Origin of the sequence: Ewingella allii, from assembly GCF_044430645.1 — a bacterium.
GTDB classification, from domain to species: Bacteria; Pseudomonadota; Gammaproteobacteria; order Enterobacterales; family Enterobacteriaceae; genus Ewingella; species Ewingella allii.
The window spans coordinates 338343-362545 of record NZ_JAWUDN010000001.1; the positions used below are offsets into that span (position 1 = coordinate 338343).

22 protein-coding genes and 1 riboswitch are annotated in these 24203 nt (G+C 56.4%); of the genes, 12 read left to right on the forward strand and 10 right to left on the reverse strand.

Going from position 1 to position 24203, the window contains the following annotated elements; all coding sequences use genetic code 11:
- Position 1 precedes the first annotated feature (1 nt).
- Positions 2-823: a pyridoxal phosphatase gene (locus tag SBO83_RS01625; protein WP_396130246.1), complete on the reverse strand. Its 822-nt coding sequence runs from the start codon at positions 821-823 to the stop codon at positions 2-4.
- Positions 824-1016: 193 nt separating this feature from the next.
- On the opposite strand from SBO83_RS01625, the gene pgl reads away from it, so the two are divergent.
- The gene (pgl, locus tag SBO83_RS01630) at positions 1017-2018 is read left to right on the forward strand and encodes a 6-phosphogluconolactonase (RefSeq protein WP_396130247.1); all 1002 of its coding nucleotides are present in this window, start codon (positions 1017-1019) and stop codon (positions 2016-2018) included.
- Between the two features lie 271 nt (positions 2019-2289).
- The gene (locus SBO83_RS01635) at positions 2290-3810 is read left to right on the forward strand and encodes a methyl-accepting chemotaxis protein (protein WP_353501390.1); all 1521 of its coding nucleotides are present in this window, start codon (positions 2290-2292) and stop codon (positions 3808-3810) included.
- 71 nt (positions 3811-3881) lie between these two features.
- Here the strand turns inward: SBO83_RS01635 and SBO83_RS01640 are convergent, their stop codons facing one another.
- The 4 genes from SBO83_RS01640 to SBO83_RS01655 form a co-directional block, all read right to left on the reverse strand.
- Complete coding sequence (locus tag SBO83_RS01640) at positions 3882-5195, reverse strand: putative acyl-CoA thioester hydrolase (RefSeq protein ID WP_396130248.1); 1314 nt, start codon at positions 5193-5195, stop codon at positions 3882-3884.
- Between the two features lie 106 nt (positions 5196-5301).
- Positions 5302-5784, reverse strand: coding sequence for a kinase inhibitor (locus tag SBO83_RS01645; RefSeq protein ID WP_396130249.1), 483 nt, complete (start codon positions 5782-5784; stop codon positions 5302-5304).
- A 57-nt stretch (positions 5785-5841) separates the two neighbouring features.
- Complete coding sequence (locus tag SBO83_RS01650; RefSeq protein WP_396130250.1) at positions 5842-6534, reverse strand: DJ-1/PfpI family protein; 693 nt, start codon at positions 6532-6534, stop codon at positions 5842-5844.
- Positions 6535-6590: 56 nt separating this feature from the next.
- Positions 6591-7634: a zinc-binding dehydrogenase gene (locus SBO83_RS01655; RefSeq protein WP_396130251.1), complete on the reverse strand. Its 1044-nt coding sequence runs from the start codon at positions 7632-7634 to the stop codon at positions 6591-6593.
- Positions 7635-7867: 233 nt separating this feature from the next.
- Here SBO83_RS01655 and aphA point away from each other — a divergent pair, with 233 nt between their 5' ends.
- Positions 7868-8581: an acid phosphatase AphA gene (gene aphA, locus SBO83_RS01660; protein WP_396130252.1), complete on the forward strand. Its 714-nt coding sequence runs from the start codon at positions 7868-7870 to the stop codon at positions 8579-8581.
- A 141-nt stretch (positions 8582-8722) separates the two neighbouring features.
- On the opposite strand, the gene SBO83_RS01665 is transcribed toward aphA, so the two are convergent.
- Both SBO83_RS01665 and SBO83_RS01670 read right to left on the reverse strand, forming a co-directional pair.
- Positions 8723-9502 carry a transporter substrate-binding domain-containing protein gene (locus SBO83_RS01665; protein ID WP_396130253.1) on the reverse strand — a complete coding sequence of 260 codons (780 nt, stop codon included), beginning with the start codon at positions 9500-9502 and terminating at the stop codon, positions 8723-8725.
- A gap of 18 nt (positions 9503-9520) precedes the next feature.
- The gene (locus SBO83_RS01670) at positions 9521-10675 is read right to left on the reverse strand and encodes a methionine aminotransferase (RefSeq protein ID WP_396130254.1); all 1155 of its coding nucleotides are present in this window, start codon (positions 10673-10675) and stop codon (positions 9521-9523) included.
- Positions 10676-10810: 135 nt separating this feature from the next.
- Between SBO83_RS01670 and SBO83_RS01675 the strand changes: the two genes are divergently transcribed.
- The gene (locus SBO83_RS01675) at positions 10811-11773 is read left to right on the forward strand and encodes a LysR substrate-binding domain-containing protein (RefSeq protein WP_353501398.1); all 963 of its coding nucleotides are present in this window, start codon (positions 10811-10813) and stop codon (positions 11771-11773) included.
- 9 nt (positions 11774-11782) lie between these two features.
- Here SBO83_RS01675 and bioA read toward each other — a convergent pair whose 3' ends face one another.
- A complete protein-coding gene (gene bioA, locus SBO83_RS01680; protein ID WP_396130255.1) occupies positions 11783-13060 on the reverse strand; it encodes an adenosylmethionine--8-amino-7-oxononanoate transaminase in 1278 nt (425 codons plus the stop codon).
- A gap of 129 nt (positions 13061-13189) precedes the next feature.
- Between bioA and bioB the strand changes: the two genes are divergently transcribed.
- The 4 genes from bioB (at position 13190) to bioD (ending at position 16997) form a co-directional block, all read left to right on the forward strand.
- Positions 13190-14227, forward strand: a complete 1038-nt coding sequence (bioB, locus tag SBO83_RS01685; RefSeq protein ID WP_185690230.1) for a biotin synthase BioB — start codon at positions 13190-13192, stop codon at positions 14225-14227.
- A gap of 3 nt (positions 14228-14230) precedes the next feature.
- Positions 14231-15382 carry an 8-amino-7-oxononanoate synthase gene (gene bioF / locus SBO83_RS01690; protein ID WP_396130256.1) on the forward strand — a complete coding sequence of 384 codons (1152 nt, stop codon included), beginning with the start codon at positions 14231-14233 and terminating at the stop codon, positions 15380-15382.
- On the forward strand, positions 15366-16157 hold the full coding sequence (gene bioC / locus SBO83_RS01695) for a malonyl-ACP O-methyltransferase BioC (RefSeq protein WP_396130257.1): 792 nt from the start codon (positions 15366-15368) through the stop codon (positions 16155-16157). Before bioF ends, bioC begins: the two co-directional genes overlap by 17 nt.
- Before the next feature lie 159 nt (positions 16158-16316).
- Positions 16317-16997, forward strand: coding sequence for a dethiobiotin synthase (gene bioD / locus SBO83_RS01700; protein WP_396130258.1), 681 nt, complete (start codon positions 16317-16319; stop codon positions 16995-16997).
- Here bioD and SBO83_RS01705 read toward each other — a convergent pair.
- A complete protein-coding gene (locus tag SBO83_RS01705; RefSeq protein WP_353501403.1) occupies positions 16987-17697 on the reverse strand; it encodes an ABC transporter ATP-binding protein in 711 nt (236 codons plus the stop codon). The two genes, bioD and SBO83_RS01705, sit on opposite strands and share 11 nt — an antisense overlap.
- Before the next feature lie 1149 nt (positions 17698-18846).
- On the opposite strand from SBO83_RS01705, the gene uvrB reads away from it, so the two are divergent.
- Both uvrB and SBO83_RS01715 read left to right on the forward strand, forming a co-directional pair.
- On the forward strand, positions 18847-20853 hold the full coding sequence (gene uvrB / locus SBO83_RS01710; RefSeq protein WP_396130259.1) for an excinuclease ABC subunit UvrB: 2007 nt from the start codon (positions 18847-18849) through the stop codon (positions 20851-20853).
- 83 nt (positions 20854-20936) lie between these two features.
- Positions 20937-21314: a VF530 family protein gene (locus SBO83_RS01715; protein ID WP_353501405.1), complete on the forward strand. Its 378-nt coding sequence runs from the start codon at positions 20937-20939 to the stop codon at positions 21312-21314.
- Here the strand turns inward: SBO83_RS01715 and yvcK are convergent.
- Positions 21311-22219, reverse strand: coding sequence for a uridine diphosphate-N-acetylglucosamine-binding protein YvcK (yvcK, locus tag SBO83_RS01720; RefSeq protein ID WP_353501406.1), 909 nt, complete (start codon positions 22217-22219; stop codon positions 21311-21313). The two genes, SBO83_RS01715 and yvcK, sit on opposite strands and share 4 nt — an antisense overlap.
- Positions 22220-22521: 302 nt before the next feature.
- A riboswitch (molybdenum cofactor riboswitch) is annotated at positions 22522-22691 on the forward strand.
- Here yvcK and moaA point away from each other — a divergent pair.
- The gene (gene moaA / locus SBO83_RS01725; protein ID WP_396130260.1) at positions 22681-23667 is read left to right on the forward strand and encodes a GTP 3',8-cyclase MoaA; all 987 of its coding nucleotides are present in this window, start codon (positions 22681-22683) and stop codon (positions 23665-23667) included. (Overlaps the previous riboswitch by 11 nt.)
- A 21-nt stretch (positions 23668-23688) precedes the next feature.
- The gene (moaB, locus tag SBO83_RS01730; RefSeq protein WP_396130261.1) at positions 23689-24201 is read left to right on the forward strand and encodes a molybdenum cofactor biosynthesis protein B; all 513 of its coding nucleotides are present in this window, start codon (positions 23689-23691) and stop codon (positions 24199-24201) included.
- Positions 24202-24203: the final 2 nt, after the last annotated feature.

Here is a 24203-nt window from a genome sequence, read left to right on the forward strand (position 1 = left end):
ATTAACCCAACACCTTCGTGCGAATCACCTCGGCGATGCCGGGCTGTTCGTTGTCGGCGATGACCAGACCGGCACGCTGTTTGATGGCGTCGTCGGCGTTGCCCATGGCGACGCCGAGGCCGACATTTTCCAGCATGCTCAGGTCATTATAGTTGTCGCCGAAGGCGATGACGTCGGCCATGCTCATACCTTGCGACTCCACCCACTCCTGCAAGCGGCGGCCTTTACTGTTGCCCTGTTTCGCGACGTCTACCTGATCGTGCCACGACCATTCGCAGGCCAGACCTAAATCATCTTCCACCTGCTTGGCGAAGGCGCGCAGCGCGTTGAGATCTTCATGGGACGTGGCGAATTTCCACACCGAGTTAGCCTGATCGGCGGCGTCACGCAGGCTGTCGACTTTGACGATATTCGGCCGCTGGCCCTCCGGCAGCGCTTCACCCCAAACGATAGAGCGGCTGACGTGGCCGTTTAAATGCTGATACAGCATGGCATCGTCAATGTAGAGCAAACCGTGGATGCCGTGATGCTCGAGCAGATCCACCACTTTTTTGGCTTTGATTTTATCCATTGGGTCAGAGGTGATGACTTTGCGCGCGTGGTAATCATACAGGTAAGTGCCGTTACAGCAGATGGCCGGAGTATCAAGCTGCAAGGCCTGATAGAACGGGTGGATCGCCACGTGATGGCGGCCGGTGACCACAATCACTTTCACACCCTGTGCGCGGGCTTCGGCCAGCACGGCCAGAGATTCAGGGAGAATACGTTTTTGACGGTCCAGCAGGGTGCCGTCTAAATCAAGCGCAATTACGCGATAGGTCATAGTTAGCTCGTAAGGTTTTCAGAGAATTGAAGAAATTTCGCCCATGTTACACCTTAAAAACCGCTGATAAAACCTTGGAGAAGAGCATAAAGGCCACCTCCACAGGCTGGGTTATCGTGGTAACCTGAGCTACGCTTGAATGACTTAACGTATGCCCGAATAAAAATTAATCCGGTGTTAATAAGGAGATGTAATGAAGCAAGTTGTCTACGTTGCCAGCCCTGAGAGCCAGCAAATTCACGTATTTCGTCTGGGCGAAAACGGCGAGCTGAGCCCGCTGCAAATCGTTGACGTGCCTGGTCAGGTTCAGCCAATGGTTATTCATCCTGATGGTCATCGTTTATATGTCGGCGTGCGCCCAGAGTTTGGCATTCTGACCTACCGCATTGACCACGAAGGCAAGCTGGAACAGGCAGGCATGGCGCCGCTGCCGGGCAGCCCGACCCACGTCGGCACTGACCTACAGGGCCGCTTCTTGTTCTCGGCGTCTTACAGCTTCAACAATGTCAGCATTCATCCCATCAATGAAGAAGGCATCGTCACCGCGCCAATTCACGTGCTGGAGGATATTCAGGCGCCGCACTCGGCCAATATCGACCCGACCAACCAGTTGCTGATGATCCCGGCGCTGAAAGAAGACCGCATCCGCCTGTTTGACTTCAGCCTGCAAGGTGCCGCGACCCCACACCACGTCGAGGCGCTGAAAACCAAGACCGGCGCGGGCCCGCGTCATATGGCTTTCCACCCGAATCAGCACTTTGCGTACTGCATTAACGAGCTGGACAGCAGCGTCGATGTCTATCAGAAAGACGTGACCAGCGGCGAATACCACAATGTTCAGTCACTGAACATCATGCCGGCTGATTTCAAAGACACGCGTTGGGCGGCGGACATTCACATCACGCCAAACGGCAAATTCCTCTACGCCTGCGACCGTACCGCCAGCCTGATCTCCGTGCTCAGCGTGTCCGAAGATGGCAGCGTGCTGGAGCTGTTGGGGCATCACGCCACCCAGACTCAGCCGCGCGGCTTCAACATTGACCATCAGGGCCAGTTTGTTATCACGGCAGGTCAAAAATCTAACGGCATCGAAGTAGCGAAGATTGACCAAACCAGCGGTGCGCTGACCACGCTGAAAGAGTACCCGGTGGGCAAAGGCCCAATGTGGGTGAGCATTCTTGACGTGAGAAGTTAAGCCCGCTAATGAGTCGCCATTTTTTCGGCGAACTCAAGTGCTGCAAAAAACTGCCCCGACCCTGACAAGTCGGGGTTTTTTATTACTTTTTTGTTAAAAAGACACTTCGTGCCATTGATTAGAATTATTTTCATCTCCCTCTAAACATTGTGGCCTCCTTGTCGATAACTCTCCCCGTTACCAACACCGAATGTTCCCATCATATTTCGTGTCACAGGATAGGTTGGGCGCAAACAGTTATTTATTAACAATAATAAACAGGGAGAGCAGGATGAGTTTATTTTCAGGGATCACCCGCATTTTCAATAACGCCAACATCGCTACCAAGCTAGCCGCAGGATTCACGCTGGTTCTGCTGCTCGGTTCCTCGATTGCCGCCTCAGGCATTTACCATCTCACCAGCATTAGCGAGCGAGCCGAAAAGGCCACGCTGCTCAAGAAAGTGAATGATTTACTGGCCGAAGCCAAATACACCCGGCTTTCGTATATGGCGAATCATGACCAGAAGTTTGTCGAGCAAAACCGTCAGGCGCTCGACAAGTTAGAAGTGCGACTGGCAGAAGTGGCAACCTACCACTGGCAGCCGGTCGATCAGGCGCAGGTTGACGCCATGCCGGAGAATATCCGCCGTTACCGTGAAAACTGGCAGCACACGCTGAACCCGCCAGCGGGCAGCGATCCGCAGCAAATCAGTGACAGCCTGGCGGCAGCCGGACTGGCCCTGACCTCGGCGTCGGACCAGCTTCTCAACCACGAAATGGCCTACACCCAAGAGGAAGTCAGCCGCACCATCAAAGAGATGCTGATCATCATCACCATTGCCATTCTGACCGGGGCGCTGCTGTCGTGGCGCATGACGCGCCAAATCACCGTGCCGCTGCGCCACACGCTGGACGTGGCCCAGCGCATCGCGGCGGGCGACTTAACCGCGCACATTCGCAGCCAAAGCAATGACGAAGTGGGGCAGCTCACCCGCGCCGTGGAGGGGATGAACCAGAACCTGCGCGGCATCATTGGGGATATCCGCAATGGCGTGACCCAAGTGACCCGCGCCTCGAGTGAAATCGCGGCGGGCAACATTGACCTTTCTGCCAGAACGGAGCAGCAGGCGTCGGCGCTGGGGCAGACGGCAGCCAGCATGGAAGAGCTGACCGCGACGGTGAAGCAAAACGCCGATAACGCCAGTCAGGCCAGCAAACTGGCTTCTTCCGCCGCCGACACGGCAGGGCGCGGTGGCAAGCTGGTCAGCGACGTGGTGGGGGTGATGAAGGACATCGCCGTCAGCTCGAAGCAGATTTCTGAAATCACCTCGGTCATCAACAGCATCGCCTTCCAGACCAATATTCTGGCGCTGAATGCTGCCGTTGAGGCCGCGCGCGCCGGAGAGCAGGGGCGCGGTTTTGCCGTAGTAGCCAGCGAAGTGCGCAATCTGGCACAGCGCAGCGGGCAGGCGGCAAAAGAGATTGAAACCCTGATTGGCCTGTCGGTGAGCAAAGTCAACAGCGGCTCGGCGCTGGTGGGCAAGGCCGGGGACACCATGGAAGAGATTGTCCAGTCGGTGAGCCACGTGACCAGCATCATTCATGAGATTGCCTCGGCGTCGGAAGAGCAGAGCCGCGGCATCGGCCAAATTGCCCTTGCGGTGGCGGAAATGGACACCGTGACCCAGCAGAACTCGGCGCTGGTGCAGCAGTCGGCCAACGCCGCCGCGTCGCTGGACGAGCAGGCGGTAAATCTCGAGGAGACGGTGGCTATCTTCCGCCTCGGCAATGAGCCGGTCGCCCAAGCCTAATTTCTTCTGAATTCTGCCAATAAAAAAGCCGCTGAGCATCTACTCAGCGGCTTTTTTCGATCCTCGCGGGCTTATTTAGCCGGCGCGGTGATCACGTTGTTGAACTGCCACAGACGGTTGAAGTTCACGTCATTCAGGTCACGCGCCTGTTTTTCATCTTTCGGCACGTTACCAGCGAAGGCGCGGCCAGACACGGCGGCATCGCCCCACGGGTTGACTTGGTTGTAGCCGCTGTCGATTTGGCTATCGCGGATAACAACCTGGCTGTTTGGCGTGGTGCCCGGCACATAACCGCCGTTTTCAGCGCCTTGATCCCATGCACGTCCCAACTGGGCTTTCGCCGCCTGACCTTCAAAACCGCGATCAGAAGTCAGGGTGCTGTTGGTCACCAGGAAGCCGTAAGGCACGTTGGCCGGGGTATTTGGAGAGAAGATGGAGGCTTGCTTCACGCCACGGCTGCTCACGGTGTGGAACTCAACGCGATCGAATACCGCGCTTGAGCGACCAATCACGTAATCCACGTCACCTTCAATCAGGCTGTTATGCACGTAAGCACGGCTATAACGGCTGTTGTTAGGCTGGTTTTTGATGTTCGCGGTGGTCAGCATCAGGGTGTTCTGGCGGCCAATGATGCGCACGTTGTCCAGCACGATGTTGTCGCCGTCGGTGCGCAGAGCCACCGCCGGATGGTCACCCGCGTCTACTGTATCCAACAGGCTGTTGGTCACGGTCAGGTTCTGCAATTGCAGGCTGCTGCTCTGTGCCCAGACGGTGGCCGTACAGCCCGCGCCGATGGTGTCAGACTGCTGATCGCTACAATCTTTGAACATGTATTCGCTGCGGTTGCCGGGAATGAACTGGCCATTCGGGTTGACCGTCGCGCGGTACACCGCAGGGGTAGCCGATGCTTCCAGACCTTGCTGGATCACCACGTCGCCCGCGCTGTTGCCAGCACCGAACAGGGTGATTGGCGGTGAGCCAGCCGGGATGTAAACCGCGCCGGTGTAGGTGCCTGGCAGGATTTTGATGAACACGCGCTCGCCGTGGTTACGCACGCGCAGGGCGGCTTCAACGGCTTGCTGAATGCTGGTGTAAGCTGCGCCGTCGGCGCCCATCTGGGTACCTACCACGAAGTTAGTTTTCGCGGCAGAAATATCGCTGACAGACGGGAACCAACCCTGCTGCTGAACCTGAAGAGAGCGCCCGCCGAAGGCCAGATAGTTTTTGGCGGTAAAGTTCGCCGCTTCGTCTGGGCTAAGAATTGGGTTGGCGGCTGTGCCCGGAGCAACTTGGGTTGAAACACCTTCGTGACTGCTGCTACAAGCGGCCAGAACCAGGCTGGCTGACAAAATAGCGCAGGCGCGCGACAGGGTAGTTAATTTCACTGGGTCTGACTCCTTGATAAAAGTTACTCATATTTTCTACCCGTCAACCTTCAAACTGCCTGATGCAACTCGAGTGATTCTGGGCAACAGCGCAATGTACCACAATTCAGCTATATAACACCGTCAGCGAAGATTTGCCTATTGTATGGAAGTGTATATTGAAGCCGAGATAGGCGCCGCTGGCGTTTTCGTCCACTTCGAGCGAGTCGACGTCTAAGGCATAAATCGTGAACTGATAACGATGGCTCTCGCCCTGCGGAGGTGCCGCGCCGCCGTAGCCCGCTTTGCCGAAGTCAGTGCGGGTTTGCACCGCGCCGTGAGGCAATTCCGCTTTGCCGGAACCCGCGCCTTGCGCCAGTTCGCTCACGTCGGCGGGGATGTTCGCCACGCCCCAGTGCCACCAGCCGGAGCCGGTAGGAGCGTCCGGGTCATAACAGGTGATGGCGAAGCTTTTGGTGCCTTCCGGTGCGCCGCTCCACGCCAAGTGTGGCGAGATGTTTTGTCCCTGATAACCCATGCCGTTGAACACCTGAGCTTCCGGCATTTTCTCGCCATCTTTCAGGTCGTTACTGGTTAGAGTAAAGGTCATACGTTCCTCCTGTTCTTGATGATAAAAAGCCTAAAAATGGCATGACCCGGCCTTGGCTCATTTAGCGATTTCGCCACCCAGCAGCTTCAATAGCGCCTGCGCGACACTGGCCGAGGAGGCCGGATTTTGCCCGGTGATCAGATTGCCGTCAGTCACCACGTAAGGCCGCCAGTCGGCCGCTTTGCTGTAATCGCCGCCGTTTTTCTTCAATTCATCTTCGACCAAAAACGGCACGATGTCAGTGAGGCCAACCGCGTCTTCTTCACTATTACTGAAACCGGTGACGCGTTTGTCTTTCACCAGCGGCAGCCCGTGCTGGTCTTTTACATCACGCAGCACGCCGGGCGCGTGGCACACGCTGGCAACGGGCTTGCCCGCCGCCCAAAAAGACTCAATCAGCTTCACGGAATCAGCATCTTCAGCCAGATCCCACAGCGGGCCGTGGCCGCCGGGATAAAACACTGCATCAAAATCATCGGCTTTCACCGTGGATAATTTCACCGTATTGCCCAGCGCGCGCTGGGCTGATTTATCCTGACGAAACCGGTCGGTGGTTTCTGTCTGCGCCTCCGGCTCATCGCTTTTCGGGTCTAGCGGCGGCTGCCCGCCCTTTGGCGACGCCAGCGTCAGCTCGGCCCCTGCATCCAGAAACTGGTAATAGGGGGCGGTGAACTCTTCCAGCCAGAAACCGGTTTTCTTGCCGGTATCGCCGAGCCTGTCGTGTGACGTTAATACAATCAGTAATTTCATGTTACCTCCTGCGGGTCCGGTCACGCCGTGGCCCGGCTATGGTCATTACTTCGCTATCACGCTTTGTCTTTCGCGACGCGAACCACGAGTTTGCCGAAGTTTTTACCTTCCAGCAGGCCGATAAACGCCTGAGGCGCATTCTCTAAGCCATCCACCACGTCTTCGCGGAATTTCACTTTTCCGGCTGCAAACCATTCGCCCATCTGCTTGGCAAATTCTGGATAACGATGGCCATAGTCATCAAAGATGATGAAGCCCTGCATGCGAATACGCTTTCTTAAAATCGTGCTGGCGAGCAGTGAAACGCGGTCTTTGCCATCAGGCAGCTCCGTCGCATTGTATTGGGAAACCAGCCCGCAGACTGGAATGCGCGCTTTGGTGTTGAGCAGGGGCAGTACGGCGTCGAAGACCGCGCCACCGACGTTTTCGAAATAGACGTCGATACCGTCCGGGCAGGCGGCTTTCAGGCGTTTATCCAGATCCGGTGCGCGATGATCGAGGCACTCATCAAAGCCAAAATGCTCGACCGCGTAGCGACATTTATCCTCGCCGCCGGCGATACCAATCACTTTACAGCCCTTAATTTTAGCAATCTGGCCCACCAGTGAACCCACAGGCCCAGTGGCGGCCGCGACGACCACGGTTTCGCCGGCCTGAGGTTGGCCAATGTCCAGTAACCCCATAAATGCCGTAAAGCCTGGCATACCCAGAACGCCCAGTGCCAGAGAAGGGTGCTTTTCTGCCGGGCCTTCGAGCTTTTTCACCTCTTTGGCTTTGACCACCGGATGGTCTTGCCAGCCGGTGCTGCCCAAAACGATATCGCCAGGCTTAAAGTCAGGACTTTTCGAGCTGACAACCTCAGATACCGCGCCGCCGGTCATTACCGCATCGATTTGTACCGGCGCGGCGTAAGAGGGGGCGTCGCTCATGCGGCCACGCATATAGGGATCGAGAGAGAGGTAGAGGGTGCGCAGCACCAGCTCGCCTTCTTTGGCCTCAGGTACTGGTTGCTCTTCCAGACGGAAGTTCTCTGGCGTCGGGGCACCTTTCGGGCGCGAAGCCAGCACAAAGCGGCGGTTTACTGCTGAATTCTGAGACATACAAACTCCTATTCTGATGATTGTTTGGTGAAAACCACTACCAAATGGCAACAGGTCATGAGGAATAAGTATAGGCAGCTAACTGAACCTTAGGCTGAGCGGTTTATGCTTTGTTAAAATGTGCTGTCACAAAACCGTCACAATGCTCTTCCGCTCTTGGCTTTTCACGGGTATGTTTTGAGTCGATGATGTCGCGTTAACTCACCGATAAATAAGCATAAAAGGAAAATAAGATGCAGAAGATTAAATTGGCACTAGGGGCGGTTTGTGTACTGCTGAGTCTGAACCAGAGCGCGTTGGCGAAAGAGTCCACTCCCGCGCCGCTCTATCCGGGCGTCAATGTCGCGCAGCTGGCGCAGCAGTCGCCGGTACACTGGGTGTCAGTGGCGCAGATTGAGAACAGCCTGGTGGGTCGACCGCCAATTGCCGTGGGTTTCGATATTGACGACACCGTGCTTTTCTCAAGCCCTGGCTTCTACCATGGGCAGAAAGAGTTCTCTCCGGGCAAACAGGATTATCTGAAAAATCCGCAGTTCTGGGAAAAGATGAACAACGGCTGGGATGATTTCAGTATGCCGAAAGAAGTGGCGAAGCAACTGATTGATATGCATCTCAAACGCGGCGACAGCATCTACTTCGTCACCGGGCGCAGCGAGACTAAAACCGAGACCGTCACCAAGACCTTGCAGGGCGATTTCCAACTCCCACAAGACAAAGTTAACCCAGTGATTTTCGCCGGTGACCAGCCGGGTCAGAACACCAAAACCCAGTGGCTGAAAGATAAGCAGATTAAGATTTTCTACGGTGATTCCGACGGTGATATTACCGCCGCGCAGGCCGTGAGTGCCCGTGGTATCCGCGTTCTGCGCGCTTCTAACTCCAGCTACAAGCCATTGCCGCAGGCCGGGGCATTTGGTGAAGAGGTGGTGGTGAATTCGGAGTATTGATTAGTGTGAGTTTTCGCGCCTTCTCCCCTCAGCGGAGAAGGCTGGGATGAGGAGTGGTTTGAATTGTACTCAATGCGGCATACCTCGCCCCAGCCCTCTCCTTAAAAGGAGAGGGCGCAAAGACAAAACCAAAATTAAAACTTACTTCACCGTCACATCGATATCGCCGAAATATTTCTTCGAAAGCTGCTGGATCACGCCTTCTTGCTTAATCTTGGCGATGGCGGTGTCCAGCTTCTGCTTATTGGCGGTGTCGCCTTTGCGCAGGCCGAAAGCGATGCCGCTGCCGAGGATTTTGTCATCGCGCACGGCGTCACCGGCGAAGGCGAAATCTTTACCATCCGGGCGGTCAAGGAAGCCGGTTTGCCCAGCCGGAGCCAGCACCAGCGTGCCGTCGAGGCGGCCGGAGGAGAGGTCCAGATAGACCTGATTCTGATCCTGATAAGAGACCACATCGACCCCTTTCGGTGCCCAGTGCGCCTGCGCGTAGCTCTCCTGAATCGAACCTTGCAGTACGCCAACGTGCTTGCCCTTCAGCGACTCAACCGTCGGCAGCAGGCCGGAGGACTTCTTGGCAATCAGCTGGCTCGGTACGCGGTAGATAACGTCTGTGAAATCAATGGCCTGACGGCGCTTTTCGGTAACGTTCATCGCCGAGTTAATGGCATCGAATTTACGCGCTTGCAGCGCCGGGATCAGGCCGTCAAAGGCGGTATCAAACCACTCACACTTCAGCTTGGCGGCGGCACAGACCGCGTTGCCGACGTCGATATCAAAACCCTGCAATTCGCCGCTAGCGCTTTTGGATTCGAACGGCGGATATTGCGCTTCCAGACCAAATTTAAACGCGGTGCCCTCTGCCAGTGTTGAGAAAGAGGCCAGTGCGCAACCCAACAGTAATGCGATCTTCATTTTTTTCATGTCATTTCCTCGGAGAGATTAAACCCGGCTCAGGCGGCGGGCACCTTCGTACAGTGTGTCATCGTCTTTGGCAAAGCTCAGGCGAATAAGCCCGGTCGGCTGGTTGTGGCTGTAAAACGCCGACAGCGGGATGGTGGCGACCTGATAATCACGGATCAAACTCAGTACAAACTCATCATCGGTCAGCGGGCTAAAGTGGCTAAAGCGCGCCAACATAAAGAAGCTGCCACGGCTTGGCAGCAGCTCAAAACGCGAGCCGCTCAGGGCATCGGCCAGCAGGTCGCGTTTGTGCTGGTAGAAGTCTGCCAGCCCCAGATAGCTTTGCGGATCGGCCATGGCTTCGGCGAAAGCCACCTGCATCGGGGTATCGGCGGAGAACATCATAAACTGATGTACCTTGCGGATTTCATTCATTAATTCTGCCGGAGCCAGACAGTAGCCCACGCGCCAGCCGGTGACGTGGTAGGTCTTACCGAAGGAGGAGACAATCACGCTGCGCTCGGCCAGCTGCGGGTGGCAGGCCATGCTGTGGTGGCGCTCGCCGTCGAACACCACGTGCTCATAGACCTCATCGGACAAAATCACGATATCGGTATCGCGTGTGAGGGCGGTCAGGCGCTCAATGTCCACGTCGCTGAAAATCGCGCCGGTAGGGTTGTGCGGGCTATTAATGATGATCATCCGCGTTTTGCTGTTAATGGCGCTGGCGACCTGATCCCAGTCGATGCTGAAATCTTCCAGCGACAGGCTAATGGCGACCGGCGTCGCGCCCTGCAAACGGACAATCGGTGCGTAGCTGTCAAACGACGGCTCGAAATAGATCACTTCATCGCCCGGATGCACCAGCGCGCTGATGGCCGAGTACAGGCCTTCGCTGGCGCTAGCGGTAACCGTCACTTCTTCATTGGCGTCATAGTGGCAGCCATACAGCGCGTCGACCTTGGCCGACAGCGCGTGGCGCAGCGCGGCGACGCCGCTCATTGGCGCATATTGGTTATGACCATCGCGCATGGCTTTGGTTACGGCGTCAATCAGCGAAGGCTGGCAGGAGAAGTTAGGGGCGCCCTGAGATAAATTCAGCGCGTTATGCTCAGCACTTAACTGGCCAATGACGGTGAAAATCGTGGTGCCGACATCAGGCAATTTGGATTGAGTCGATAAAGGGCTTTTCATGCATCACCTCGGGAGGGCATAAATATTTATATATTATGAATGATTAAGCAGTAGTTTATTTGTGCAGACAATGGATAATTTGTCATACTCGCCATGATCTAGATGCATGGCTGGCAGCAATTCCAAGAGGTGATCATGGCAACTCCCCCAGACCTTTCCTATCTGACGGCGCTCAATCTTCCTTCGCTTAACCTGTTGAAAACCTTCAGCGTGGTGGCGAAAACCCTTAACTTGACCCACGCGGCGGAGCTGTTGCATATCACCCAAGGGGCGGTGAGTCGGCAGATCACCGGGCTAGAGAATACGCTGGGCTACCCGCTGTTTTTGCGTCAGGCGCGAGGGCTAACCCTGACCCCACGCGGCGCGCAGTTGCTGCCGCCAATTCAACAGGCGCTGGAGCAGATGGGCGAGGCGATGAAGCGCGTCGGCTCGCACCCCGATACCTTGCGCATCAAGTGCCCGACCTGCTCCATGCGCTGGCTGCTGCCACGGGTAATTCAGTTGCAGAATGATCGCCCGGAGCTGCGCATCGAGCTGACAGCCTCCATTGCTCACGGCGTGGACTTCAGCACTGAGCACTTCGACGCCGCCGTGGTATTTGGCCGCGCGCCGGACTCGCCGCGCCGGGCGCATCATCTGTTTGATGAGATCTTAACGCCCATCTGCACACCGGACTTCTTCGGCAAGAGCGCGGAGAGCACCACGCTTGAGGATCTGGCGGAGAAAACCCTGCTGCACCCGACGCGCGACCGCCGCGACTGGCTGCTGTGGCTGCGGGAATCCGGCGTCAAAGGGCTGCCGTCGGCCAAGTCTCAGCACTTCGACACGCTGGATCTGGCCATCAATTCGGCCTTGCAGGGGTATGGCATCGCGATTGGGGATTTGACGCTAATAGAAGATGACCTACAGGCCAAGCGCGTCATGGCGCCGTTCCCACTCTGCGTGGCGAGCGGCGCGTCTTACACCTTGCTCTACCCGGACAATCCGACCCCGGCGCTACAAGTTGCTATCGACTATCTGAACGAGCAGGCCAGAATCAGCCGGAAGAAGCTGAGCACGCTGCTTTCCACCTCCCACCGGCTGGTGACCAGCAATTAATTGCCGAGATTAATAGAGCGACTCGAGCGCGCTGGCAATCGCACCGGTCAGCTGGCTGAGCTGGGCGGGGGAGATGACATAAGGCGGCATCAGGTAAATCAGCTTGCCGAAGGGCCGTATCCACACCCCCTGATTGACGAAGTGCTTTTGCAACGCCGCCATGTTTACCGGCTCGCGCATCTCCACCACGCCAATCGCGCCCAGCACCCGCACGTCGGCCACGGCAGAGTGCGCCGCCAGCGGGGTAAGCTCGCTTTTCAACTGCTGCTCAATGCCAGCAACCTGTTGCTGCCAGCGATTTTCCGCCAGTAAACTCAGGCTGGCGTTCGCCACGGCGCAGGCCAGCGGATTGCCCATAAAGGTCGGGCCGTGCATAAAGCAGCCCGCCTCACCGTCGCTGATCACCTCGGCGACGTGGCGAGTGGTGAGGGTGGCCGAGAGGGTCATGTAGCCGCCGGTCAGGGCTTTGCCCAGACACATGATGTCCGGCGAAATCCCCGCGTGGTCGCAGGCAAACGGCTTGCCGGTGCGGCCAAAGCCGGTGGCAATTTCATCGGCAATCAGCAGCACGCCGTACTGGTCGCAAAGCTGCCGCACGCGTTGCAAATAGGTCGGGTGATAGATGCGCATTCCCCCCGCGCCTTGCACCACCGGCTCGAGAATGACGGCGGCAATGGCGGATTGATGCTGCTCCAGCAGGGCGGAAAACGGCGCGATATCTTCTTCATTCCACGCCTCGCCGAAGCGCGACTGCGGCGCATCGGCAAACAGGTGCTGCGGCAAATAGCCCTGATACAGACTGTGCATCGAGTTTTGCGGATCGCACACCGACATCGCGCCGAAGGTGTCACCGTGATAGCCGTTGCGCAGCGTCAACAGGGTCTGGCGCTTCTCGCCGCGCGCCTGCCAGTACTGCATCGCCATCTTCAGCGCCACTTCCACCGCCACCGAACCCGAGTCGGCCAGAAATACGCACTCCAGCCCGGCGGGCGTCATCTCGACTAAACGCCGCGACAGCGCCACCGCCGACGGATGGGTTATGCCGCCAAACATCACGTGGGACATCTTGCCAATCTGATCAATCGCCGCCTGATTCAGCACCGGATGGTTGTAGCCGTGGATCGCCGCCCACCATGACGACATGCCGTCGATAAGCTGCCGCCCGTCGGCCAGTTGTAGCTCCACGCCCTGGGCTGATTCCACCGGATAGCACGGCAGCGGGTGAGTCATAGAGGTGTAAGGGTGCCAGATGTGGCGCTGGTCGAAATCGAGATCGGCAGGGGTCATTGCGATATCCTGAAAGCTAACTTGTAAACCAAAAAATAATTTTAACGTTGACGGTAAACCAAAACAAATGAAAAATGGTTTACAGAATAGGTAAAAAACAAAACTCAGAATATTTTGGAGATGGCAACGATGTCGACCCGCACCCACTGGACGCTGGAAAAAACCCAAGCTTTGTTCGATAAACCCTTCCTCGAGCTGATGTTCGAAGCCCAGCAGGTCCACCGCCAACACTTCGATCCGCGTCAGGTTCAGGTCAGCACCTTGCTGTCGATCAAAACCGGTGCTTGCCCGGAAGACTGTAAATACTGCCCGCAAAGCTCGCGTTACAAAACCGGGCTGGAAACTGAACGCCTGATGGAAGTGAAGCAGGTACTGGAGTCTGCCCGTCAGGCCAAGGCCGCCGGTTCCACTCGCTTCTGCATGGGCGCGGCGTGGAAAAACCCGCACGAGCGCGACATGCCTTACCTTGAGCAGATGGTGCAGGGCGTGAAAGAGCTGGGGATGGAAACCTGCATGACGCTCGGCACGCTGGACACCTCGCAGGCGCAGCGACTGGCGACGGCGGGTCTGGATTTCTACAACCATAACCTCGACACCTCGCCAGAATTCTACGGCAGCATCATCACCACTCGAAGCTATCAAGAGCGTCTGGATACCCTGTCAGAAGTGCGCAACGCGGGGATTAAAGTCTGCTCCGGCGGCATCGTGGGTCTGGGCGAAACGGTCAAAGACCGCGCCGGATTGCTGATGCAATTAGCCAACCTGCCGGTCGCGCCAGAGAGCGTACCAATCAACATGCTGGTCAAAGTGAAAGGCACGCCGCTGGCTAACAACGACGACGTCGATCCTTTCGATTTTATTCGCACCATCGCCGTGGCGCGCATCATGATGCCAAGCTCCTATGTGCGCCTGTCTGCCGGTCGTGAGCAGATGAGCGAGCAGACGCAGGCGATGTGCTTTATGGCCGGTGCTAACTCGATTTTCTACGGCTGCAAGCTGCTGACTACGCCAAACCCGGCGGAAGACAAAGACCTGATCCTGTTTGGCAAGCTGGGCCTCAACCCACAGGTTTTCGAAACCGAAATGGGCGACAACCAGCAGCAAGAGGCGCTGGCCGAGCAGTTGGTTCACGCCGATACCGACCAGTTCTACAACGCAGCCGTCTAAACCATGAGTTGGGAAAGCCGAATTCAGGATGCTCTGCGGGCGCGGCGCGAGGCGGCGGCGTTTCGCGTGCGCCAGCCGAACGGCGGGGGCAGCGCCCGCTGGCTGACACAGGGTGAGCGGAGTTGGCTGAATTTCTCCGGTAATGACTATCTTGGGCTGAGCCAGCACGAGGAGATTGTTGCCGCTTGGCGGCAGGGCGCGTCGCGGTTTGGCGTCGGCAGCGGCGGCTCGGGGCACGTCACCGGCTATAGTGATGCCCACGCCGGGTTCGAACAGCAGCTGGCGCAGTGGCAAGGCTACCCGCGTGCGCTGCTGTTTATCTCCGGTTTTGCGGCCAATCAGGCCATTTTGATGGCCTTATTGCAGAAAAACGACCGAGCGCTGGCAGACAAACTCAGCCATGCTTCGCTGCTCGAGGCGGCGTCTCAGTCTCCGGCCCAGCTGCGGCGCTTCGCCCATAATCAGCCGGATTCCCTGCATCGCCTGTTGCAATCCCCTTGCGACGGCGAAACCCTGGTGGTGACCGAAGGAGTGTTCAGCATGGACGGCGATGCCGCGCCGCTGGTCGACATTCAACAACTGGCCCGCGATAATCGCGCGTGGCTGCTGGTGGACGATGCCCACGGTGTCGGGGTAATTGGCGAGCAGGGGCGGGGTAGTTGCTGGCAGCAAGGGGTGCGCCCCAAACTGCTGGTGGTCACCTTCGGCAAGGCGTTTGGCTGTAGCGGCGCCGCCGTGCTGTGTGACGACGACACGGCGGACTATCTGTTGCAGTTCGCTCGTCATCTGATTTATAGCACCGCCATGCCCGCCGCGCAGGTCTGCGCCCTTCAGGCCAGCCTGCGCTGTATTCAGCAAGGGGATGCGCTGCGTGATAAACTGGCGGCCAATATTGCCCGTTTTCGCGCTGGCGCGGCGGAGTTGCCTTATCAGCTTACTTCGTCAGCGACCGCCATTCAGCCGCTAATTGTCGGTGAAAACCAGCCGACGCTCGACTTAGCTCAGCGTCTGCGCGACAGCGGCCTGTGGGTGAGCGCCATTCGCCCGCCGACCGTACCGCCGGGCAGCGCAAGACTGCGCATTACCCTCACGGCTGCTCATCAGCCGGAAGATATCGATTTTTTGCTGGAGTCCCTTCATGGGTGCAGTCACTGAATTAGTGAACAAACAAGCGGTAGCCGACGCCTTTAGCCGCGCTGCCGGTCATTACGAAAACGCCGCACAGTTACAGCGTGACGTGGGCGAATACCTGCTCAGCATGGTGGCAGAGCAGCATCAAAACGCCGGTAATCGCGTACTCGACGCGGGCTGCGGCACCGGCTATTTCAGCCGCCGCTGGCGCGATATGGGCAAACAGGTGACGGCGCTGGATTTGTCGCAAGGCATGCTGGACGTGGCCAGCGCGCTGAATTCCGCCGAAAGCTATATTCCTGGCGACATTGAACGCCTGCCGCTGGCGGATCAGTCAGTGGACATCTGCTACAGCAATCTGGCGGTACAGTGGTGCAACGCGCTGCCGCGCGCGCTGGAAGAGATGCACCGCGTGACGCGCATTGGCGGGCTGGTGGTGTTTTCCACGCTGGCCGAAGGCTCGCTCGGCGAGCTGGCTGCGGCATGGATGAAGGTCGACGGGCGTCGCCACGTCAATCAGTTCCTCACCCCGGACAAAATCGCCGAAGCCTGTGCGCCTTATCGCCACGATGTGCAGTTCAGCCAGCAAACCCTGCTGTTTCCCGACGTCATGAGCCTGATGCGTTCGCTGAAAGGCATCGGCGCGACTCACATCAAAAACGGTCGCCTTGGCGGCTTAGGCGGTCGTGAACGCCTCGCCCTGCTGGAAAAGCACTACGCCCGTCAAGACGGCATGCTGCCGCTGACCTATAAGTTGGTGTATGGGGTGCTTCAGGTCGAAGAATTAATTCCACGCTAAAATCCGTCGTCCTTGACGCTGTCTCTGCGTTGGCTGCGCGTGCTCACCCGAATCACTGACCTATCTCAGCTCATCGGGCTGAACCCGCTTGCAGCCTTGATACAGCGCCAATGACTTTGGATTTAGATTTTGTTCGATAAAGACATTGGCTATTCAAAAATGAAAAAAACATTCTTCATTACCGGCACGGACACTGAAGTCGGTAAAACCGTGGCGACCACGGCTTTTTTGCAAGCTGCGGCGCAGGCTGGATTTTCTACGGCGGGCTATAAGCCGGTGGCGTCAGGCAGCGAAATGACCGCCGAGGGTGCGCGAAATAGCGACGCGCTGGCCTTGCAGGCCAATAGCTCGCTGGCCCTGAGTTATGACGAAGTGAATCCGTGCACCTTCCTTGAGCCGACTTCGCCACACATCGTCAGCCAACTGGAACAGCGACCTATCGCGCTGGAAACTCTGTCGGCGGGGTTACGCCATCTACAGCCGAAAGCTGACTGGACGGTGGTTGAAGGGGCGGGGGGCTGGTTTACGCCGCTCAGCGAGCAGCACACGTTTGCCGACTGGGTGGTGCGCGAACAGCTGCCGGTGGTTCTGGTGGTGGGAATGCGTCTGGGCTGCATCAACCATGCGCTGCTCACCGCGCAGGCGGTGGCGCAAAGCGGCCTGAAATTGGTGGGATGGATTGCCAATGACGTACAGGAAACGGGGAAGCATCATCAGGCCTATCTTGCCACGCTCGCGCGTATGCTGCCTGCGCCCATGCTGGGCGAGATACCGTTCCTGAATAACACCAGCGACGCCAATTTGGGGCAGTATCTCGACCTTTCGCCTCTCACACGCTGAGATAGTCTTTCACTAAATCGTCGTTAAGCTGGGCCAGCGTGCCCTGTGCCACGTTGCGGCCGCTATCGAGCAGGCAGAAGCGGTCCGCGACGCTGCGAATAAAGGGCAGTCGGTGACCGACCAGCAGCAGCGTCAGGCCTAAATCGCGGTTGAGGCGGTGAATGATATTGCCCATGTTGGCCGCCATCGCCGGGCTGGTGTGCTCGGTCGGCTCATCAAGGATCAATAACTCCGGCTCCAGCACCAGCGCGCGGCTGATCGCCAGCTGCTGCTGCTCGCTTTCATCCAGCTCTCCGGCCTTGTGTGACCCCATCTCCTTTAATGCAGGGAAAAGTTCGTAGACCTGCTCGGGGATGCGGCGATTCTTGTTGCGCCCGGCCATCATGGCAATTTGCAGGTTTTCATCCACACTCATTTGTGAAAAAATCTGCCGACCTTCAGGCACATAGCCAATGCCGACCATTGCGCGGCCCTCTACGGGCAAATCCAGCAGGTTCTGTGGCTCAGCATTCGCCGACTGCCAGGAGATGCTGCCGCTCTTTACCGGCAGGTGCCCCATGATGCAGTTAATCAGCGTGGTTTTGCCGACGCCGTTGCGGCCAATCAGGAAAGTGCACTGGCCGCGATACAGCTCCAGATTGATATCCCACAGAATATGCTTCTGGCCGTAATACTGATTTACCGACTTTATACTCAACATCAGACCTCCCTAAACTCCTGCCGCTGGCTGGCCTCATGGCTTTAGCTTGGCGGAGTCACTGTTTAACTGACCGTCACTGTCATATTTCTGACATTTATGTTTCGCAATTTCCGTAATTTCACAGAATTTTATGCGGCAGGTTAGCGAGTTTGCTAACAGCATCAATTGGCAATAAATAGCCATTAGCCAGTGATAAAAGGCTGAAACGGCGGTTTCTTACGGCTTAAGCTAGCGAGAGCGACCTAAAAATAGCGTTTTCGTAAAAGCTACGTTTTTAGCGCGATGCGCTGTAAACGACCGGTATGAATAATATTGCAACTCTTAGGCCAAGTTTGGCGGGATAACTCCTAAAGAGGTTGTAACCAGACTGTTAATGGTTTGAAAGAGTGCCAAAGAGGCAAAATCATTAAATTGGGCAATCAGTGTGACGGGGAAGTGGCGAAATAGTGCACTTTACCAGTGCTGAACAGAGAGTTTGTGGTGCAACACTGGTGTGTGGATAAGACAAATCCGACTGCCAATATACAAATTTTTTCATTTTGCAATATCTATGGCACAGCATATCTAGGCAAAATCGGCATATATAAAGAAGTAAAAAAGGCAAAAAATAACTAAAAACCTTAGCCCGAAACCCATCGCGGGTGAAACTGCCTTTTTTGACAGGTCGCGCTGGGTGGGGCGTGCTGTGAGTTATCCACCATTCCTGTGGATAACCATGTGCATGAGAGTAAGAAAAGTTGCTACAAGCGAGTCTGGACGCGGCCTGCGCTCGGTTTGTCGTTAATCCCACCTTTTTAATCATAATTATATTTTTCAATGAGTTATGATAAATCAAGCGTTGTCAAATTGTGATCTGGCGCTTGTGTCAATTTTCGTCAGTCTGTGGTCAAAAAGTTAATTCGTAAAAATAATTGGGGATAAATGTTCTCTCATGGGGAAAAGTGGGTTAATGGAATAACCTAAAAAAGTGCAGCTTTCTTCGCATCTTAGAAACCACGCTATGGCCTACGAACAAATCAACATCACATCGCCATTGGAAGCTGGTTTTATATCCAGTACTATATAGCTGGCAAAATTCATGGAGTCTTCCATACTGAGTCTCCGCAGCCCGTGTTATGCGATTCTTCTCTTCTGTCAGGTAGCCCGTTCATGAGCAAAGTATTCAAACTGCATTCCGACTTTAAACCGTCAGGCGATCAGCCTGAGGCCATACGCGCTTTGGAAGAAGGGCTGGAGAATGGTCTGGCGCACCAAACGCTGCTGGGGGTGACCGGCTCGGGGAAAACCTTTACCGTCGCCAACGTGATTGCCGACCTGAATCGCCCAACCATGGTGCTGGCGCCTAACAAGACGCTGGCTGCCCAGTTGTATGGCGAGATGAAAGAGTTTTTCCCGGAAAACGCCGTCGAATATTTTGTCTCTTACTACGACTACTATCAGCCTGAAGCCTATGTGCCCAGCTCTGATACCTTTATCGAAAAAGACGCCTCGGTGAACGAACACATCGAGCAGATGCGTCTTTCCGCCACCAAAGCCCTGCTTGAGCGCCGCGACGTGGTGGTGGTGGCTTCGGTTTCGGCAATCTATGGTCTGGGTGACCCAGATCTCTACCTGAAGATGATGCTGCACCTGACCAAAGGGATGATCATCGACCAGCGTGCGATCCTGCGCCGACTGGCCGAACTGCAATATGCCCGCAACGATCAGGCCTTCCAGCGCAGTACCTTCCGCGTGCGCGGCGAGGTGATCGACGTGTTCCCCGCAGAGTCCGACGACATGGCGTTGCGCATCGAACTGTTTGACCAAGAAGTGGAGCGCCTGTCGCTGTTTGACCCGCTGACCGGGCAGATTCAGCAAGAGGTTCCGCGCTTCACCATCTACCCGAAAACCCACTACGTGACGCCACGCGAGCGAATCGTGCAGGCGATGGAAGAGATCAAAGTCGAGCTGGCGGATCGTCGCAAAAACCTGCTCGACAACAACAAACTGCTGGAAGAGCAGCGCATCAGCCAGCGCACCCAGTTTGATCTGGAGATGATGAATGAGCTGGGCTACTGCTCGGGGATCGAAAACTACTCGCGCTACCTGTCAGGGCGCGGGCCGGGCGAGCCGCCACCGACGCTGTTCGACTATTTACCCGCCGATGGCCTGCTGATTGTCGACGAATCCCACGTCACCATCCCGCAAATCGGCGGCATGTACAAAGGCGACCGTTCGCGCAAAGAGACGCTGGTGGAGTATGGTTTCCGCCTGCCTTCCGCGCTGGATAACCGTCCAATGCGTTTCGAAGAGTTTGAAGCCGCCGCGCCGCAAAGCATCTATGTGTCCGCCACGCCAGGCACCTATGAAATGGAAAAATCTGGCGGCGACGTAGTGGAGCAAGTAGTGCGCCCAACGGGCCTGCTTGATCCATTGATTGAAGTGCGCCCGGTGGCGACCCAGGTCGATGACCTGCTGTCGGAAATCCGCAAACGCGTAGAGATTAACGAGCGCGTGCTGGTGACCACGCTGACCAAGCGCATGGCCGAGGACTTGACGGAGTATCTGGAAGAGCACGGCGAGCGCGTGCGTTATCTCCACTCTGACATCGACACCGTCGAGCGCGTCGAAATCATTCGTGATTTGCGCTTAGGCGAGTTTGACGTGCTGGTGGGCATCAACTTACTGCGAGAAGGTTTGGACATGCCTGAAGTGTCGCTGGTGGCGATTCTGGACGCCGACAAAGAGGGCTTCCTGCGCTCCGAGCGTTCACTGATCCAGACCATCGGCCGTGCGGCCCGTAACCTCAACGGCAAAGCCATTCTTTACGGCGACAAAATCACTAACTCGATGCGTAGGGCTATCGACGAAACCGAGCGCCGTCGCGCCAAGCAAGAGGCTTACAACACCGAGCACGGCATCACGCCGATGGGCCTGAATAAGAAAATCTCTGACATTCTTCAACTGGGCCAGCCTAAGACCAAGAAGAACAAAGACAAGCGCGATGCCGAAGCCTTCGAAACCGCCAAGCTGCTTACGCCAAAAGCGCTGGAGCAGCGTATTCGCGAATTGGAAAGTAAAATGTACTCCCACGCGCAGAATCTGGAGTTTGAAGACGCGGCGAGAACCCGTGATGAGTTGCAGTCTCTGCGAGATCAATTTATCGCCTTGTCCTAATCCTTCCCGCCCATCCAACATGGTCGCGCGCGGTGAAAAGATGCTAGACTGCGCGCCCTGTAAAATCGACTTGCGAGCGAACCATGACTGACACACCTTCACCGAAACCCGCTGCGGCGAAAGATCCTCTGCACGGCGTGACGCTGGAAGCATTGCTGACTAAGCTGGTGGACAGTTTTGGCTGGCCGGCGCTGGCGGCGCAGGTGAACATCAACTGCTTCAAAAGTGACCCGAGCATCAAGTCCAGTTTGAAGTTTTTGCGTCGGACGCCGTGGGCGAGAAAGGAAGTGGAAACGCTGTATTTGGATTTCGTGGAAGGGCATTTGCGTCCTGACATGACGCGCAGCAAACGCCGCACGCCACTGTCTGCCGAGAAGCCGCAAAAGCCGAAAGTCAGCACCGCCAAACCGGCAGCGGACAGCCCGTGGAACAACCATCCGCTGGTGAACAAAAAACCTTAAATCATTTTTTGCAGGGCTTCTTCCAGCGCTTTGCGCAGTAATTCGCGGTCGTGGCGATAAGGAATGTCGCTGGCTTCGAGCTGGGTTTGAATGATCAACCGCTCGCTGGCATCGTCGATATTCACCTTCGGCCCGACAATCGCCGCATCCACCGCGCGGCGGCCAATCTGGTTTTCAATTAGCGAAAGCTTGTCATGCAGGGTCAGCGATGCCGCCGCCACGCTAAGCTCCTTGCCCAAATTACCAATGTAGACGATGTGCGCGCGGCTGCGTCGCAGCGCCTGAGTTAAGTCTTTCATCAACAGGAGAGGCATCAGGCTGGTGTAAAAGCTGCCCGGGCCAATCAGCACTAAATCCGCTTCTTTAATCGCCAGAATGGCTTCGCGCGTGGCACTCACCTCGGGTTGCAGCATCAGCTCGCGAGGGATTTGCGTCAACTTGTCGACATTCACTTCGCCATGAACCCACTCGCCATTGGCATCCAGCGCCGCCAAATCCACAGGATGCTCTGACATCGGGATCAGCTCGGCGTCTACTTTCAGCAGGCTGCGCACCAAGTTGATTGCCTCGAGAGGGCGCACGCTCAGGTGATCCAGTGCGCGCAGCATCAAGTTGCCGAGGTTATGCCCGGCCAGCTCGCCTTGCCCACCAAAGCGGAATTCGAACATGGCGGACGCCACGCTTGGCTCAGTGATCAGCTGATTGAGACAGTTACGCATATCGCCCCAGGCAATACCGCCCTCGGCGCTGCGAATGCGCCCGGTGGAGCCGCCGTTGTCGGTGGTGGTGACAATGCCGGTCAAACGCGATCCAAGGGAGGAGAGGGATGACATAACGCGGCCCAGGCCGTGTCCGCCCCCCAGTGCTACTACGCGGTCGAGATCGGCTAACGTGCGATTGCGCATAAAGATCCTTGAAGCTGTCCAGAGAAAATTAAACCTGCCACTCGCGCGGCAGCAAATTAGGGTTTTGATGTCATTTCTTCGGTTGATTTTACCCAATTTTGCAACAAGGTGTTATTCAACTTATGTCTGAAATGCGAGGTAAACCCGCAGCATTGATGAGGTTTCTTGTCGTTATCGTGCTGAGAATTGCCTTTAAAATCCGCTATATATATAAATACATAGCGAAAACCGCCTTGGAGTTCCTTCCCGCGCGGCGTTACAATAGCCCTCGTAACCACGTTTTTTCCCCTGCGCTTGCAGCTGAAAAAATCAAACTCCTAGCCTTGCCGCCTAAGTTATCTGCCCGAATTGGTGAACTTTCTCACTGATTTTGCACAATAATACGGCGTCCTGGCCGTGGCTCAGCCACCAGGGTGCAAGGTAGAAATGCCTGCATCTCCCGTATTTGGAAAGGTGTTAAGGTGCTTCAACTTACCGATGCTTTTGCTCGCAAGTTTTATTACTTGCGGCTATCAATTACTGACGTGTGCAATTTCCGTTGCACCTATTGCCTGCCCGACGGCTATAAGCCGCAGGGACACAGCAATAAAAGTTTCCTGTCGCTGGACGAAATCCGTCGTGTCAGCCGCGCTTTTGCCCATCTAGGGACTGAAAAAGTGCGTCTGACCGGGGGCGAGCCGTCCCTGCGCCGCGACTTCTGCGACATCATTGCCGCCGTGCGCGAAAACCCCACCATCAAAACGCTGGCCGTCACCACCAATGGCTATCGCATGGCGCGTGATGCCAAACAGTGGCGCGACGCGGGCCTGACCGCGATTAACGTCAGCGTCGACAGCCTCGATGCTCGCCAATTCCACGCCATTACCGGGCAGGACAAATTCAACGACGTGATGCGCGGCATCGACGCCGCGTTTGAGGCCGGTTTCAGCAAGGTGAAAGTCAACGCCGTACTAATGCGCGACGTCAACCACGCCAGCCTGAATACTTTCCTCAACTGGATCAAACATCGCCCAATCCAGCTACGCTTTATTGAGCTGATGGAGACCGGCGACGGCAGCGAGCTATTCCGCAAACACCACGTCTCAGGCGAAGTCCTGCGCGAACAGCTGGTGCAGCAGGGCTGGCAGCTACAAATCCGTGCGCGCAGCGACGGCCCGGCGCAGGTGTTCAGTCATCCAGATTATGTCGGCGAAATCGGCCTGATCATGCCTTATGAGAAAGACTTCTGCGCCAGCTGCAACCGCCTGCGGGTATCTGCCATCGGCAACCTGCACCTGTGCCTGTTCGGCGAGCAGGGCATTCCGCTACGTGATTTGCTGGCGGACGATATGCAGCAAGATGACTTAATGGATAGAATTCAAGGCGGCCTGCGGCAGAAAAAGCAGACCCATTTCTTGCATCAGGGCAACACGGGTATTACCCAGAACCTGTCGTTTATTGGTGGTTGAAGTCATTCAAGGAGCAACAAGATGAGCAAGGCCAGCAAAGATTTCCTTCCCCTTTCTTTGGCAATTCTGACCGTTTCTGACCATCGCACCGAGGCAGAAAACACCTCCGGGCACTATCTGAAAGAGGTGGCCGAAGAGGCAGGGCACCGCGTTGCGGCGCAAACCATCGTCAAAGATAACCTGTATAAAATTCGCGCGGTGGTCTCGCAATGGATTGCCGATGAGCAGATCCAGGCCATTTTGATCAACGGCGGCACGGGCTTCACGCAGGGCGACAATACGCCGGAAGCACTCAAGCCGCTGTTTGACCGCGAAATCGAAGGCTTCGGCGAGCTGTTCCGTATGGTGTCTTTTGAAGAGATTGGCACTTCGACCATTCAGTCCCGGGCCTTAGCAGGTATGGCGAATCAGACCGTAATTTTTGCCGTGCCTGGCTCGACCAGCGCCTGCCGCACCGCGTGGGAACACGTTATCGAGGCCCAGTTAGACGCGCGCAACGGCCCGTGTAACTTCACGCCTCACGTCAAGAAATAAGC